Below are 16,718 nucleotides of genomic sequence, written 5' to 3' on the forward strand. Positions count from 1 at the left end.
AGTGGCCAAAGCCCCGGCAACGGCAACGGAAAGCAAGACGGAAACGGACTCGCGGCCACGCGGGTTCGACTATGCCGCCCTGCCCGGCATTGCCGATGAAATGCTGGGAACGGACGGCAACGTCAGACCGGTCTGGCGGCATCTACTGGACGCCATTTCACGCATGTCGGAACGGGAACTGCACGAGCGTTTTGCCCGTACCGACCGATATCTGCGTGACGCAGGTGTATTTTACCGCGATTACGGCAAAGGCAGCAGCGAGCGAAACTGGCCGATCTCACACATTCCGGTCCTGATCGACGAGAAGGAATGGGCAACCCTGTCCGAGGGACTGACGCAGCGCGCCAATCTCCTCGAAGAAATCGTCGCAGATTTTTATGGCGCCAACCGGCTGGTCAAGGAAGGTCACATTCCACCGGCGCTGGTCGCATCCAATCCGGAATATCTGCGACCGATGGTCGGCATCAAACCGGCAAGCGGCCATTATCTGCATTTCTGCTCCTTCGAGATTGGCCGCGGCCCCGATGGAAACTGGTGGGTGCTGGCTGATCGCACACAGGCGCCTTCCGGCGCTGGATTTGCGCTGGAGAATCGTGTGGCGACGACGCGTGCGTTCTCCGATATCTACGCGGAAACCCACGTTCATCGTCTCGCATCCTTCTTCGGTGCATTTCGCGATACTTTACAATCGCATCGGCAGCATCCCGATGACCGGATCGCGGTTCTGACACCCGGCCCGGCGAACGAAACCTATTTCGAACACGCCTATATTGCCCGTTATCTAGGCTTCATGCTCTTGGAAGGCGAAGATCTTACCGTCGTCAACGGGAGGGTGATGGTCAGGACCGTTGCCGGGTTGAAACCCGTTGGTGTGTTGTGGCGTCGTCTCGATGCATCTTATGCAGACCCACTTGAACTGAACCAGCAATCGCATATCGGCACGCCGGGAATGGTTCAGGCCCTTCGAAATGAAGCGCTGACTATCGTTAATGCGCTGGGCACCGGCATTCTGGAAACACGTGCACTCCTCGCCTTCATGCCAGGGGTTTGCCGCCATCTTCTGGGCGAAGACCTGAAGCTGCCTTCGATCGCCACGTGGTGGTGCGGACAGGCGTCGGAACGCCAGCACGTTGCAGGCAACATCGAACGCATGGTGATTGGCCCTGCCTATTCCCGGCTGCCGTTCTTTGATGATAACGGGCAATCCGTGCTGGGCTCGTCTTTGCGCGAAACCGCGAAGGAATCGATCAGCGACTGGCTCGCCGCCGATGGTCACAGGCTCGTCGGTCAGGAGGTGGTAACGCTTTCGACCACTCCGGCCTACGTCGATAACCAGCTTGTGCCGCGGCCGATGAGCCTTCGCGTTTTTGCCGCCCGCACGCAAGACGGCTGGCAGATCATGCCGGGCGGTTTTGCGCGGATCGGCAGCAGCCACGATGTCTCGGCCATAGCCATGCAATCAGGGGGCAGCGCCGCAGACGTCTGGATCGTCAGCGAAAAGCCTGTTGAGCGAACCACGCTTCTTCCGGCGGAGGAAAGTTTCACGCGCAACATGCCTGGCAGCCTGCCAAGCAGGGCGGCAGACAACCTTTTCTGGCTTGGCCGGTACATCGAACGCTCTGAAGGAGCACTGCGTATCCTCCGCGCATGGCACGGGCGATATGCAGAGTCCGCCGATCCAAAACAGCCACTTCTTGCGCATGTCGTCCGGTACCTCGAAACGCTCGATATCGAGATGAGCGACGCCGTTCCCGCAAGCCTCCTGAACAACATCAACAGCGCGCTTTATTCAGCCAGCAATATCCGCGACCGGTTTTCACCTGATGGCTGGCTCGCACTGAACGATCTTGCCAAGACGGCTCGCCGCTTCCATGCCAAGGTCGCGCCTGGTGACGACGCCACACATGCAATGACCATTCTGTTGCGCAAGCTCGCCGGCTTTGCAGGTCTTGTGCATGAAAACATGTACCGGTTTACCGGATGGCGCTTCCTGTCGATCGGTCGATATCTTGAACGTGGACTGCACATGACGCGGCTTCTCGGTCACATGACCGGCCCCGATGCCCCGGATGGCGCCTACGACATGCTGCTCGAAATCGGCGACAGCGTCATGACCCATCGCCGCCGCTACAATGTCAGCACTGCAGGTTTGACGGTAACCGATCTTCTGGCGCTCGATCCGCTCAATCCGCGTTCGATCCTCTTTCAGTTGAATGAGATCCGCACCGAGGTCGAACAGTTGCCGAATGCCTTCGTTAATGGCCAGATGTCACCGTTCTATCGCGAGGCGATGCGGCTTCATTCCGGCCTCGCCGTCATGACGCCGGAGGGCATGAACACCGCGATCTATCGTCAACTCGAAAAAGATCTGGAGCATCTCTCCGATGTTCTGGCGCGCACCTATCTCGGATAAGCCGATGCTCTACGATCTTTCCTTGCACATGGGCTACTCCTACGACGCGATGGCGCACGGCGGACGCCATGTCATTCGCGTGCTGCCGCTTTCTATCCCGGGCCGGCAGCGGCTGGTCGCAGGATCGATCACGATTTCGCCGACACCGGACGAACGGACGGTTTTTGAGGATTTTTTCCGCCAACCGGCAACATCCGTGCATGTCAGAGCCCCGCATGAAAAGCTGGATATCCGCATGCAGGCTCGCGTTATGGTCGAGTCGCCTGCAATGACAGCGGATTTATCCCCACAACTATCGCGGCTGCCGCACGAACTTGCCAATGTCTGGTCAGTGGACTTCCAGTCCCCGCACCACTTCATTGGCACAAGCCCCCGGATCGGGGTCGACGCCGCAATTACTGCCTACGCCAAGGAATTGGTCAAACCCGGCATGACGATCCGGGAAATCGCCTTTGCCATGTGCAAGCGCATTCACAAGGACTTCACCTACGATGGTGAGGCAACAACTGTCGACACCACACCGTCAGAAGCCTTCAAGCTCAAGCGCGGTGTGTGTCAGGATTTTTCCCATATCATGATCCTGGCGCTTCGCAGCCTTGGCATACCGGCAGGTTACGTCAGTGGATTTCTGCGCACCATACCGCCGCCGGGCAAGGAACGGCTGGAGGGTGCGGACGCCATGCATGCCTGGGTCCGCATCTGGTGTGGAGATGCGACAGGTTACATCGAGCTTGACCCGACCAATGACATTGTCGCCGGAAGCGACCATATCGTCGTTGGTTACGGGCGCGACTATTCCGACGTTGCTCCTGTTATTGGCGTACTCAAAGGTTACGGAAACCAGCAGGCAAAACAGGCCGTCGACGTGATCCCGGTTCAGAATTGAGACGGCTGGATTTACTGGTGTAATACAGAGAGAATTCCTGCCGAATACTTCGAAAACTGACCCGATTTGATCACTCTGTAAAATTGTATGTTTCCGATTAGCGGTTTCTACATCGCTTGGGAGTTAGCTGCGCTCAATAGACCACTCAACTTGTGAGCGCGCCATGCCCCTGCCGTCAGTGACATCCCTGAAGCGCCGTTTTCTTGCCGATACGGCAGGCAACTTCGGCATCATGACGGCAATCTTGCTGCCTGTGCTTCTTGGTGTTGCAGGCGCAGGCATGGAACTCGCGAACGTCATGCAGGTGAAGGCAGATATTCAGAATACCGCCGATGCCGGAGCGCTGGCCGCCGTGACACAAGCGCGCCTGCGCGAGGGTGATATGGCCGATGAAGACATCAAGAAATTGGCCAAAGATTTTATCGTAGGCCAAATGGAAAATGATCTCACAGACGCGGAGAAAAAAGAGCTCGATAAAAACACGGTTGCGACCGTTTCCACAACTGACGGAACTCGCGGAAAAACCTATACCGTAACCACCACCATCACCCGTCAGATAAAGCTCAATCCGCTTCTCGGTTTTCTGGGTGCCAGCACGCTGAATGTTTCCGCCACAGGGACAGCGCAGGCGAGTGTGAATAAAGGCGCACCGATCTCCATGTATCTGGTTCTCGACCGTTCCGGCTCGATGTCGTTCAAGACCGATACGATCAATACCGCCAAAAAGTCATGCGCAAACTATACCGCGAGCAACTGGGGCCAGTCAGAAGCAAAGGCCACGTCCAGCCCCTGCTACGTCAACAAAATGGAATCCTTGAAAACGGCCGTGTCGTTCCTGGTGAGCGTCCTTAACAAGGCCGACCCCACATACACGGCCAACGGTTCCGAACTCGTAAGGACAGGTGCGATCGCCTACGAAGCCAGCCCATTTGCGGCCCAGTCAATGTCGTGGGGAACAAGCAGCGTCAACACCTATGTCGGCAAGATCCCTCAGTATCCAACAGGCGGTACCGACGCGACAAAGGCACTCACAACCGCCTATGATGCACTGAAAAAGTCCAATACCGCAGAGGCAAAACAGCATCAAGACAAGGGTAATGAGTCCTTCGAGCGCTACATCGTTCTTATGACGGACGGAGAGATGACGGGAAGCAGCGCAAGCTGGAACTACAGCATCGACCAGTCAGTTCGCAACACGTGCGACACCGCAAAGAAAGACGGGATCAAGATCTTCACCGTCGCCTTCATGGCACCTGACAAGGGCAAGTCACTCCTGCAATATTGCGCATCCAGCGCAGACAATTATTACGCCCCCGAAGACATGGACGGGATCGTGACGGCATTCGGCGAGATCGCTCGTAAGGCAGCCGGAAATATCGCAACGCTGACAAACTGATCAGCCGGCAAAGGCACACAGCAACCACGGAAACCCGTTCGTTTCCGTGGTTTTTCTTTGCCTTCTCCCTGTTTGGTCGGGTGACAGCCGGGGCGGCCCGTGGCATAGGGTTGCGCAAAGTTTATAGGCCAAGTCATGATCCGTATCGAAAACATCAGCAAGTCGAATAGCCACCGCATCCTCTATATCGAGGCGTCCGCCGCTCTCAACAAGGGTGAAAAGACCGGCCTCGTCGGACCGAATGGTGCCGGCAAAACCACCCTGTTCCGAATGATCACGGGCGAAGAACAGCCGGATGAAGGCCAGGTGGTTGTCGAAAAGGGCATGACCGTCGGTTACTTCAATCAGGACGTCGGTGAGATGTCTGGCCGCTCTGCGGTGGCCGAGGTGATGGAGGGTGCTGGCCCCATCAGCGAGGTTGCCGCCGAGTTGCGGGAACTGGAAGCGGCCATGTCCGATCCAGACCGGATGGATGAAATGGACGCGATCATCGAGCGTTACGGCGAAGTGCAGGCCCGCTACGAGGAACTCGACGGTTACGCCCTTGAGGGCCGTGCCCGCGAAGTTCTGGACGGATTGAGCTTCAGCCAGGAAATGATGGACGGCGACGTCGCCAAGCTCTCTGGTGGCTGGAAGATGCGTGTCGCCCTGGCACGCATTCTTCTGATGCGCCCCGACGTCATGCTGCTTGACGAACCATCCAACCATCTGGATCTCGAAAGCCTGATCTGGCTGGAAAATTTCCTGCGCAACTACGACGGCGCTTTGCTGATGACCTCCCATGACCGGGAGTTCATGAACCGCATCGTCAACAAGATCATCGAAATCGACGCTGGCTCGCTGACGAGCTATTCGGGTGACTACGGCTTCTACGAACAACAGCGCGCTCAGAACGAAAAGCAGCAACAGGCCCAGTTCGAGCGTCAGCAGGCAATGCTTGCCAAGGAAATCAAGTTCATCGAGCGTTTCAAGGCCCGGGCGTCGCATGCGGCTCAGGTGCAGAGTCGTGTCAAGAAACTCGAGAAAATTGACCGTGTCGAACCACCGAAGCGACGCCAGACCGTGGCGTTCGAATTCGCCCCCGCACCGCGTTCGGGTGAAGATGTCGTGGCATTGAAAAAGGTCAACAAGGCTTACGGCAGCCGAACCATCTACGACGGACTGGACTTCATGGTCCGGCGCAAGGAGCGCTGGTGCATCATGGGTGTCAACGGAGCCGGCAAATCCACATTGCTCAAACTTGTCACCGGCACGGCAGCACCGGATACGGGTGTCGTGACACTCGGCGCCAGCGTAAAGCTTGGTTATTTCGCACAGCACGCCATGGACGTTCTGGAAGGCGACGCCACCATTCTCGAATGGCTGGAAGAACGCTTCCCGAAAGCCGGTCAGGCACCGTTGCGTGCTCTTGCCGGTTGTTTCGGCTTTTCCGGCGATGACGTGGAGAAACGCTGCCGGGTGCTATCGGGTGGTGAAAAAGCACGACTCGTCATGGCGGCCATGCTGTTCGACCCACCCAATTTCCTGGTCCTCGACGAACCAACAAACCACCTTGATCTCGACACCAAGGAAATGCTGATCAAGGCGCTGTCGGAATACGAGGGCACGATGCTGTTCGTCTCGCACGACCGACATTTCCTCGCTGCCCTTTCCAATCGCGTACTGGAACTGACGCCTGACGGTATCCATCAGTACGGTGGAGGCTATACGGAATATGTTGAACGCAGCGGCCATGAAGCCCCTGGCTTGAGAAGCTGATCTCTGACGAAAAATCATTACGGAGCGTCAGTGGCAACCGTTGACGCTCCACCAAGACATGCTAGGTTCTATCGCACCGCAGCATTCCGCGTTTTGCATCATATTTTATATTTTATTTCGATTTATTTTCATGACCAGCTTGTTCAAGGGAATGAACAATGCAATTGCGACAGCTTCTCCTCACGCCTGACCCATCGACAAAGCGTCTCGTATGGGTCGATAATGCCAAGGCGGCATTGATCGTTCTGGTGGTCATCGGCCATTTTGGCGCGCTGGCTGGCCCATTAAAAACAATCATATACGCTTTCCATCTGCCTGCGTTTCTGTTCCTCACAGGGTTCATGCTTTCGGCAGATCTCGGAAAAACCTCTCTCGTCGACTTTCTACAAAAATATATTTTTCCTTACGCACGGCTCTATCTCTTCATGAGCGCGATATCGATTGCGTTCTGGTGGCTGGTTAAAATCCACTCTCCTGAGCGTCTTGATCTGATTGTTTCGGCGATTGGGCAATCTCTCTATGGCACTCAAACCGCCACGAACCGCTTCCTGCACGACAACGGCCCATTGTGGTATCTGCCGTTCCTGGTTTCGTCCCTTCTACTGCTTTATAGCGTCGCCAGACTACCATTGCTGCTTCAAGCAGGAGCAATCATTGGCGCCTATATTTTCACGACACAATATGAAGGCCCGCGTTTGCTCTGGGCATTGGATGCGGCCGGTGTCGGCCTGATCTTTATCGCTCTCGGCCAGGCTTTCAAAAGGAGCCTGACTGGCAGAGTGGGCGACCTCAGCTTTATACCATGGATGCTGCCGGTCTCGATTGTCATTTCGAGCGTTGGCCTCGTTCTCGTCGCCTACATCAATGGACGCACGAACATCAACATCATGTCTTTCGGCAACAACGCGGTCACATATCTGATCGCCGCCATTTTCGGCACGATTTCCGTCTCTGGCCTATGCCTTTTGGTGCCGCAGACCCGACTGGCCAACCTGCTTTCAACCCACTCGCTGTTGATTTTCTGTATTCATATCTACGCCGTGAAGAGTTTGAGGGGCTTCCTCGGAGGCATGACCACGCTGGAAAAACAAGCGCTCGTCTTCGCGCTCGGGCTGTCGATCGCCATTGGCTGCGCACTCATTTCCATCGTCGTGACGCCCTGGCTCGACCGGTACGTGCTGTTGCGTGGAAAGCGAAAATCTCGTCTTCAACCCTCCGTCAAGACGAGATCGGCAAGTACACCATAGTGGTTCGAACCGGCAGGACCGACCTGTTGCAGGGCCCTGAACCGCATCGGCGCACGAACATAGACGTGATCTATGGCGATACCATATGCCCCCGCTCTCACCGGCCAGGTTGCCGCTTCCCACAACACCTTGTGGAGACCCGACGTGCGCAGCAGGGTCTGCATGTCCGGTGCCATAGACGAGGCATTGAAATCGCCTGTCAGTACGACGGGGCCCTGCAGATTTGCAATCAGCCTGGCCAACCTCATGGCTTCCCTGCGATGAAATTCGTCGTAATAGGGCTTACTGAGATGCGCTGCGACAAGGTTTACACGCTTGCCGTTGACGGACACGGCCGCCGTCACAAGCCGGTTCTTCCACAAAGCGCTGAGATTGCCAAAGTTACCATCCATCAACGGGTATTTGGAAAGCAGCATGAGATCGCAAACGCTCTGCGGTGAAGCGCAGCCGAGGCGATAAGGATAGATCGTCTTCAACGCCTCGAGATGAGGACGAAGCGGATGCGCCTCCATGACAGCCACAACATCTGCTCCGGAATTGCGAACAATATCGGCAATCTCCTGACCTTTTGGATTCCCGAAGAGGATGTTGAACGAAAGAACGCGGAGAAGGATGCCGTTTGCAGCCTGCTCTTCCGTTACTGGCGGCATTGTCGAAGCGCGCATCAATGCGAAGGAGTGACCAATCAGAACACAGGAGGCAAACAGCATGAACCAGGCGTAAAGACTGCGTGTTTTTATGGCGACGAGCACCAGCGCGACGAGAGCACATGCAACGGAGAAATGCAGTTGCAGGCTGTAGAATAAGGACAGGAAATCGGCGCCATCGAAAAATCTGGAATAGAGGGTTGCCAGCGCCAGAGTCAAAAGCGTTGCGACAACGTAAAAAAAGGCGATGCGCATAAAATCCCTTATCAAAATCGCAGTATAAAAATCTGTTTAAGTTTCAGCCCGTCCTCGGCGTAAAATCAGCCGTGCTTATCGCCGCAACCAGCGACGGCGATATGACATCCGCAAAAATCGCCACATATTGTGCCGCACCTAGAAAATCGCTTTCTCCCGTTGCACTGCCGGGGAAGATTTTCAAGGATGTCATGCCGTCGAATCGTGCGGGCGTCGAACCTGCACTGACGCCGTCCAGAAACAGTGAAACCTTTGATCCGTCAAAGCTAAGGGCGACTGTAAACGGTCCTTCCCCTTTCGATGCAATGTTTTTCCTCACGGGTTTTTGATGACCCCGCGCGACCAGATTCCCACCTTCGATGACAAGAAGCGGACCCGCACTTTGGCCCTCCCCTTCCAACAAGACCTGCGAGCGACCCGGCTCAAGCTGTGCCAACCTGATGACAATGGAGAATGGCTTCTGCAGCGAGACAGGGCAAAAAAAACCGCTGCCGCCTGCAACAAAACGTCGGAATGCATAGGTCCCGAAATGTTTGGTAAAACCGATGACATCGGGGGCAAGGCCAGCCTGCTTCAGATTTACGTTTCCGGCCATATCAAGCAATGAGCCGGTGCGAAAATCATAGAGATTGGAAAGCTTGTTTTGGTCCGGCAAACGCGAGAATGGCACCCTCACATCTGTGTTGACACGCGCCTGTTGCAGCGCAGACAGAAGAAGACGTCCTTCGGTCAGAACCCCATCACGGTTGGCGTGGGTGCCATCGAAAGGCTTGATCGGCAGGTTTTTTGCCTCGCCCTCCCCCCAGTCGTTTATCGTGTCCACGAACCAGCAATATTTCTTGCGCCATGCGACACCATTTGCCGATGACAGAAAGGTCAGTGCCGCCTCATTCTGCTTCATCACCTGTTGCAGCGTCATCGCGCAGGACACAATGACCGGAAAATCGTCGGGAACACCTTTCAATCGACTGCGCAGAAGGTCGACATAGTCGTCTATATCCGTCGCGTAACGGGTTGCCCGATCCGTGACCTGCGCAAGATCCGATACATTGACGTCCGGACGCGCCGACATGTGAATGGCGGCAATCGGCTCGACGGCGTAACCGGCAGAACGCAATGCCGCCTGTGCCGAATTCCAGCGCCTTATCGCCACCGCCAGAAGATTGCCACGACCGGCACCAGCCGGCTTCCATTCGTCCATGAGAAAGCCGCTACCGCCTTTTCCAACAGCCACGCCGACGATAACATCAAGGTCGGTACGCGCAGCAGCCAAGCCGTTGAGAAAGTTGAGGGAAGGCCCGACGGATTCCTTCCCGAACAATGCGTTTCTGTCGCCCGCATCCAATATGCCGCCATCGATCTGTAGAAGCTTGCCGTTTTGCGTGAACTGCATAACACGCGAGGAAAAGACATCTTGCGGCTGCCGCTCTGCCCAACCGATCGAATGCGAATTACCGGTGAACAGAACAAGCCCAGCTTTGCGTGTCAGCGGCGCTTGACCGTGAGCCCGCGTCGCGAAGCCCGCAAGCGAAAGGGCAAGAAAATCTCTTCTTTGAAAAAACATCAAAAAATCCCTGGTGAGGGGTCATCAACCGACAGACATGCTGCCCTGAAACAGATCTCCGTCACAATGAATATTTGCAGGCGCAGTCATAATCGTGATAGGTATTGATGGCTTTAATCTGACTAATTCTTCAAATTTCATTTCTTTCAAATATCTATTTTTCTAATATTTTTAAGGACATGCATGCAATTTATAAATAATCTCAGGGGCATTGCCATCCTGCTCATCGTTTTTACGCATGCAATATCCGCGGTCCCGCAACCCGGAGATATCGGATCATTCCTCGACTATGTATTCGGCAGCGGAACTGTCATTTTCATGTTCATCTCCGGCTACCTGTTTTCATCGACGCTGGATGGTTTTGATTATCTGCCCTACCTCAAGAACAAGTTTCTTTCGGTGGTCTTGCCCTATCTCATCATCACCTGCCCAGCGGTGCTGATGTATGCACTGGCGTTGAAAACGAGCCACGCCTGGATCGACATGGACTGGTTTGTAAACGACCTCAATCCGTTCGAACGATATGTATTCATGACGGTGACAGGCGCAGCCCTTGGCCCGTTGTGGTTCATCCCCATGGTCATTTTGTACTTCATTGCAGCACCCGCTTTCAAAGCCGTTGCAAGATCAAACCTGCTCATTCCTTTGTTGCTGGCAACGCTTGTCGCCGCCATCATGATCGGGCGCCCTGACAACAACAACAACCCGTTTCAATCTTTCGTTTTTTATCTGCCGCCTTATCTCCTTGGCATTGCAGCCCATGTGCATATCGGCTCGATCATGCGGCTGAAGCCTGCCAGCCTGTTGCTGCTTCTCGGTTACCTTGCGCTCTATGCCATTAGCTACTTCGTCGTTTACACCGAAACCTTCAGGCCGGATTCGACGATCACCATGGTCCTCTATCTCCCGCTCGTCATCATCATGACGGCGTTTTGTGCGCACTATCTCGACAAAAGAAATGTCTGGATAGACATGTTCGCCCGCCTGAGCTTCTTCATCTTTTTCATTCACGGATATTTTTCAGGCATGGAGCGCATGACACTCCGCAGACTGGGCTTTGTTGAAGCGATCGAAAATCCAGGTCTGGAAATCGTCGTCATCGTCGCGACGTTCCTCATGATTATCGTCATGAGCCTCTCTGCCTACATCGTTTTGAAATTCATGTTGCGTGACAAGAGCCGACATCTGATCGGCGGCTGATTTTACGAATTATTTTAAGGGTTTATATTTCTATGTCTGAGGCACGACAGCTATTTTTCACTGATCTAGGCCGCTTCGGAACCGCACCGGCCATCATTGTCGCAGAGACCGGGGAAACCATCAGCTACCTGGATCTGCAGGAACGCGTTGAGGCGCGCAAAACGGAACTCGGCATTGAAAGAAAGCTGATTTTTATCGAAGCACATAACGATGTCGGATCGACCGTCGACTATCTCGCCTCCCTGCAGGGCGGGCATGTTGTCTATCTCCTTGAAAATCTGTCTTCGCCCAAAAGCCAGGAACTGGTCGATCTTTACCAGCCGAATGCGGTCATTGACGGCAACCGCAAAATCACCGTGTTGAACACAGGCGTAAAACACCTGCATCCCGATCTGGCTCTGCTGCTTTCGACATCCGGATCGACCGGTTCGCCGAAATTCGTCAAGCTGTCGGCAAAAAACATCGACTCCAATGCCCGTTCCATTGTCGAATATCTGGAGCTGTCTTCAAGCGAGCGCGCGTTCCAGCATCTCAAGCCGTTCTACTCCTACGGTCTTTCCATCATAAACTCGCACGTTGCCTGCGGCGGCACGCTGGTGCTTACCCAGCATGCAATCATGGAAGATGCCTTCTGGCATGAGTTCGACGCCTTTCAGGCAACCAGTTTCGCAGGTGTGCCCTACACGTTTGAAACACTTCGCCACAGCGGTTTCCACATCGAAAAACACTCGTCGCTACGCTACGCGACGCAAGCGGGCGGCAAGCTGGAGTCGGGGATCGTCCAGGAGTTTGCATCGCTTTTTGCAGCAAACGGCCGACGCTTTTACGTCATGTACGGACAGACCGAGGCGGCACCGCGCATTTCCTACCTGCCACCGAAACTGGCGCAGGAATTTCCGGCATCGATCGGCAAGGCCATTCCAGGCGGCAGGCTTTATCTGATCGACGAAGAGGGTAACGAAATCAGCCATACGGACCAGGAGGGCGAGCTGGCCTACGAAGGTCCAAACGTCATGCTCGGCTACGCAACCAATCCTTCGGAACTCGTAAGCGATGAGACACCGCCTCGCCTCAAGACCGGTGATCTCGCCGTCATCCGCGATCATGGACTGTTCTTTATCGTCGGACGCGCCTCGCGTTTCGTGAAGCCGTTCGGCGTTCGCGTCAATCTGGATGAGGTACAGAGTTTTCTCAAACGGATTTACCAGGGTGTTTGCGCCGTCGCTGGCGACGATCGCCACATCATCATCGCCGTCGAGGGACCTTCACAAATCGCTGCAGCAGTGGATATCGGTGCTCTGACTGAGCGTTTCAGCCTGCCGGCGCATATCTTCAAGGCAAGGACCTATGAAAAGCTGCCGGTCTTTTCCAGCGGCAAATATGACTTTCGCCGCATTCTGGAGGAGGCCAACGCCCCTGAAAAAGAAGAGCCAAGCACATTGGTGCAGCGCATCTTCGGCGGCATCAAGGACATACTCGGTCTCAACCAGCCATCCTGGGAGTCGGTTACCGACCTCTACAAGACGTTGCTGCCGAAGAGTGAAATCACGCCGGACAAGCGCTTCACCGATCTGGCCGTGGACTCTCTCGCCTTCGTGGCACTGGCCATCGAGATGGAGGAGCTCTTTGGTGGCGAACTGCCGGAAGACTGGCAGGAGATGACGATCGGTGAGCTTGAAAAAGCCTATGCCGCCCGCGTCGTCGAACTGGAAAACATCTGATCGCCAGCGTGGATTACCGACCGGAGCTTTTGTTGGTCGGTCAGAACCTTAGGTTTCGCGACTAGGCCGCAGGCGCACCGATGAATTTGCCTGGGTTCATGATGTTTTTCGGGTCGAGGGATTGCTTTGTCATCAGCATCAGATCGTGATCGACCGCATCGCGATAGTGAAGGATTGCGTCGCGTTTGACGCGGCCAAGCCCATGCTCCGCGGAAATCGTGCCGTCGAAACGATGGACGATATCGTGGATGAGCCCGGTAATTTCTTCTTCACGGGCGTGGAAGGCATCACCATCAGTGCCTTGCGGCTGGACGATGCCGAAGTGGATGTTGCCATCTCCCATATGTCCGAAGGCGACCACGCGAACGCCTTCACACGCCTGTTCGGCAACCACGATCGACTCCTGCAGGAAGGTGGGGATCGCCGATAGTGGGACTGCGATGTCACAATGGATCGACGCCCCTTCGAGCACGTCGGCTTCCGCCAGGCCTTCGCGGATCGCCCAGAACGCCCGGCTTTGTTCCACCGAGGCCGCGAGCACAGCATCTGTTACAAGATCGGCCTCAAACGCTTGCTGCAGCGTATCCTCCATCGTTTCGCGCAAAGCATAACCGCTATCGCCGGATGACAGCTCGATCAGAACCTGCCAGTCGTGGATTTCGGCAAGCGGAAAGCGTGTTGCAGGAAAATGTTTCAACACGAGTTCAACGCCGGTTCGCGGCATCAGTTCGAAAGCCGTGACCTGATTGCCGGTTCTTTCCTTGTAACGCACAAGCAGTTCAAGGGCCGCTTCGACCGAGAGAACAGCACAGATTGCCGTCTCGATGGAAGCGGGGCGTGGAAACAGTTTCAAGACCGCCGCAGTAATGATGCCGAGCGTTCCCTCGCTGCCGATGAAAAGCTGTTTCAGATCGTAACCAGTATTATCCTTGCGTAGCCCGCGCAGGCCGTTCCAGATGCGACCGTCCGGCAAAACGACCTCAAGGCCAAGCACGAGATCGCGCGTATTGCCATATCGCAGCACATTCGTTCCGCCCGCATTGGAGGCAATGTTGCCGCCGATCTGGCAACTGCCTTCGGCTGCCAGCCGCAATGGAAACAGTCGGTCGACCTTTTCTGCCGCGGCCTGAACCGTGGCGAGTATGCAGCCCGCTTCGACTGTGATCGTGTCATTCAGCCGATCGACGGAGCGTATCTTGTTCATTCGCGACAGGTTGAGAACGATCTCGTTGCCGGTGCCGAACGGAACAGAGCCGCCGACCAGCGAGGTGTTGCCGCCTTGCGGCACGATGCCGATGCCGCTCTCCGCACAAACCGAGACGATGGCTGACACCTCTTGCGTGCTGGCAGGTTTCAAAACGAGTGGCGTCACACCACGATAAAGCCGCAACCAGTCAACCGAGTGAGCCTCCAGCACGTCGGGATCGGTGCTCCAGCCAGAAGGACCGACAATTGCCTTCAGACGCTCCATGACCTCATCCGAAAGGATGGCCTGTCCCATCTGATCTCCTGCCTGTTTCATCTCTCTAATCCCCGACAACCGATCACGCTTTTTCTCTAAGTGGATGCAAATCTAGCAGGAAATAGCTGATGCAAAAATATGCAAGCTTGGAAGTTTTTTTGCATTATTATGCAACAAACAACTCCACCGGTATCATCGATGAGCGCGTACACTCTATGTCCTGACGGTTCTTTCTGGTTTGTGAGCCTATGTTCGCCGGATGTCGTATTCGCTATCCCCACCGACAAAGATTTCAGGCACATTTGTTGCATCCACGTCGAACGAAGGAATGAGGTGGTTCATGCAGCCGAAACTTAACAAACGCCGGAAATTGCTTGGGCGTGTCAGCGACACTGATATGCACCTCTTCCGCGTCTTCTGCACGGTTGCTGATTGCGGTGGTTTCTCTGCCGCGCAGGGACAGCTTGGTGTCGGACGATCGACAATCTCACGACAGATTTCCCATCTGGAAACGCGGCTCGGATACATGCTCTGTTATCGCGGGCGTAGCGGTTTCGTATTGACCCAGCACGGCGAACAGGCGCTGGCGCTGATCCGTGCGTTTTTATCGACCACCGAGCAGTTCATGGCCGACATGGCCGCGATCAACGACGACTTTTCGGGCCGGATCAATCTGGCGATCATGGACTATAGTTTTTCGGATATCCGCAGCCCCGTGTTGCCGGCCATTCGCGAATTCCGCACGCTTGCGCCACGGGTCGAAATCAATCTGACGGTGGAATCTCCCGGAACGATCGAACGCGGCATTCTCGACGGCAGTTTTCACCTTGGTATCTTCCCGGCCTACCGGCATCTCGATGAACTGGTTTATTTTGATCTTTATGACGAGAAAGTTGCCCTTTACGCGGGGGTATCCCACCCGTTATTGGAAGCTTTGGACAAAGACCCGGATCTGTCGGTCGAGAAGATCACACGGCACGAGTTGGTATTTCGCGGTTATCTCGAGGGAGAAAAGCTTCTAAAGATCAAGCAGCAGTTTCGGCGCGGCCCGACGGTTTTCCAGACCGAGGCCGTAGCGGCACTGATCCAGGCAGGCGCTTATCTCGGTTTTCTGCCCAAACATGCTGCTAGCGAGGAGCTTGTCAGCATCAGGCCTGATATCTTCGAGTACTCGGCGCCGATCTGTGTGGCGGTCAGTCGCAGCCGGCGCGGTTCGGTGGTGACGAACGCCTTCCTCGAACGGCTGACGAACACTGCCACGGCACAGGCAAAGAAACGTTCTGTTGCACGCAAACGCACCGAACAATTCGATAACAGCGATTTATCATGAGGCAAAATTTTGTTTCTCATAGCAGACCGGCGGAGACGAAGGAGATGACGACATTGAAGCAAGTCCCTCCCCTTGAGGTTCTCAACATTCGCAAATCCTTTGGCGATCTTGAGGTTCTTCGGGGCATCTCGCTGGCTGCACACAAGGGCGATATCATTTCCATCCTCGGTTCATCGGGGTCTGGAAAAAGCACGTTTCTCCGTTGCATCAATTTTCTGGAACATCCCACCGAAGGCCAGATCATGGTCAACGACCGTGAAATCGCCCTGCGACGCAACCGCGAGGGGCAGCTTGAGCCAAGCGACACCAAGGAACTGACGGATCTGCGGACCCGCCTCGCCATGGTCTTTCAGAGCTTCAATCTTTGGCGCCATTTGACGGTACTCGAAAATGTCACCATCGCCCAGATCCATGTGAAGGGCGCTTCCAAGACCGAAGCCGAGACCAAAGCAAAACATTTTCTCGATCGCGTCGGCATGTCCGCGCGCCTGAACTTCTATCCATCGCAGTTGTCAGGCGGGCAGAAACAACGTGTCGCCATCGCCCGTGCGCTGGCCATGGACCCGGAAATCCTGCTTTTTGACGAACCGACATCGGCACTTGACCCGGAGATGGTCGGAGACGTGCTGAAAGTGATGCGCGATCTGGCCGAGGAAGGCCGTACGATGCTGGTTGTTACACACGAGATGGCATTTGCCCGTGATGTGAGCACCCGTGTCATGTTCATGAATCAAGGGGTGGCCGAAGCCGTCGCGCCACCCAACGAAATGTTCCGCAACCCTGCGGACGTATCGGCCCGCTGGGCCGAGTTCATTGCCAGAATGTAAAAACAACACAGA

12 protein-coding genes are annotated in these 16,718 nt (G+C 55.3%); 9 read left to right on the top strand and 3 right to left on the bottom strand.

Annotated features, from left to right (window positions below; genetic code table 11):
* Position 1: 1 nt before the first annotated feature.
* From HWX89_RS08535 to HWX89_RS08555, 5 genes are all read left to right on the top strand, one after another.
* Entirely contained in the window at positions 2 to 2,413 is a 2,412-nt protein-coding gene (locus tag HWX89_RS08535; protein ID WP_138791923.1) for a circularly permuted type 2 ATP-grasp protein, read from the top strand.
* Positions 2,414 to 2,417: 4 nt separating this feature from the next.
* A complete protein-coding gene (locus HWX89_RS08540) occupies positions 2,418 to 3,299 on the top strand; it encodes a transglutaminase family protein (RefSeq protein ID WP_138791922.1) in 882 nt (293 codons plus the stop codon).
* A gap of 163 nt (positions 3,300 to 3,462) precedes the next feature.
* A complete protein-coding gene (locus HWX89_RS08545; protein WP_178340666.1) occupies positions 3,463 to 4,695 on the top strand; it encodes a vWA domain-containing protein in 1,233 nt (410 codons plus the stop codon).
* A 135-nt stretch (positions 4,696 to 4,830) separates the two neighbouring features.
* On the top strand, positions 4,831 to 6,453 hold the full coding sequence (locus HWX89_RS08550; protein WP_138791920.1) for an ABC-F family ATP-binding cassette domain-containing protein: 1,623 nt from the start codon (positions 4,831 to 4,833) through the stop codon (positions 6,451 to 6,453).
* A 158-nt stretch (positions 6,454 to 6,611) separates the two neighbouring features.
* Entirely contained in the window at positions 6,612 to 7,700 is a 1,089-nt protein-coding gene (locus HWX89_RS08555; protein ID WP_138791919.1) for an acyltransferase family protein, read from the top strand.
* Here the strand turns inward: HWX89_RS08555 and HWX89_RS08560 are convergent.
* Positions 7,661 to 8,602 (bottom strand): endonuclease/exonuclease/phosphatase family protein, encoded by a 942-nt coding sequence (locus HWX89_RS08560; protein WP_138791918.1) that lies wholly within the window; start codon positions 8,600 to 8,602, stop codon positions 7,661 to 7,663. The two genes, HWX89_RS08555 and HWX89_RS08560, sit on opposite strands and share 40 nt — an antisense overlap.
* Positions 8,603 to 8,645: 43 nt before the next feature.
* Positions 8,646 to 10,166: a hypothetical protein gene (locus tag HWX89_RS08565; protein WP_138791917.1), complete on the bottom strand. Its 1,521-nt coding sequence runs from the start codon at positions 10,164 to 10,166 to the stop codon at positions 8,646 to 8,648.
* A gap of 183 nt (positions 10,167 to 10,349) precedes the next feature.
* Here HWX89_RS08565 and HWX89_RS08570 point away from each other — a divergent pair, with 183 nt between their 5' ends.
* Together HWX89_RS08570 and HWX89_RS08575 are read left to right on the top strand one after the other, a co-directional pair.
* Positions 10,350 to 11,366, top strand: a complete 1,017-nt coding sequence (locus HWX89_RS08570; RefSeq protein WP_138791916.1) for an acyltransferase family protein — start codon at positions 10,350 to 10,352, stop codon at positions 11,364 to 11,366.
* A 32-nt stretch (positions 11,367 to 11,398) separates the two neighbouring features.
* Positions 11,399 to 13,087 (top strand): AMP-binding protein, encoded by a 1,689-nt coding sequence (locus HWX89_RS08575; protein ID WP_138791915.1) that lies wholly within the window; start codon positions 11,399 to 11,401, stop codon positions 13,085 to 13,087.
* A 61-nt stretch (positions 13,088 to 13,148) separates the two neighbouring features.
* Here the strand turns inward: HWX89_RS08575 and HWX89_RS08580 are convergent, their stop codons facing one another.
* Entirely contained in the window at positions 13,149 to 14,588 is a 1,440-nt protein-coding gene (locus HWX89_RS08580) for an FAD-binding oxidoreductase (RefSeq protein WP_138791914.1), read from the bottom strand.
* A gap of 301 nt (positions 14,589 to 14,889) precedes the next feature.
* Between HWX89_RS08580 and HWX89_RS08585 the strand changes: the two genes are divergently transcribed.
* Positions 14,890 to 15,879, top strand: a complete 990-nt coding sequence (locus HWX89_RS08585; protein ID WP_178340667.1) for a LysR family transcriptional regulator — start codon at positions 14,890 to 14,892, stop codon at positions 15,877 to 15,879.
* A gap of 44 nt (positions 15,880 to 15,923) precedes the next feature.
* Positions 15,924 to 16,706 (top strand): ABC transporter ATP-binding protein, encoded by a 783-nt coding sequence (locus tag HWX89_RS08590; protein ID WP_210271311.1) that lies wholly within the window; start codon positions 15,924 to 15,926, stop codon positions 16,704 to 16,706.
* Positions 16,707 to 16,718 lie beyond the last annotated feature (12 nt).

It is taken from the genome of Rhizobium sp. RM, from assembly GCF_013390595.1.
Classification (GTDB): Bacteria; Pseudomonadota; Alphaproteobacteria; order Rhizobiales; family Rhizobiaceae; genus Agrobacterium.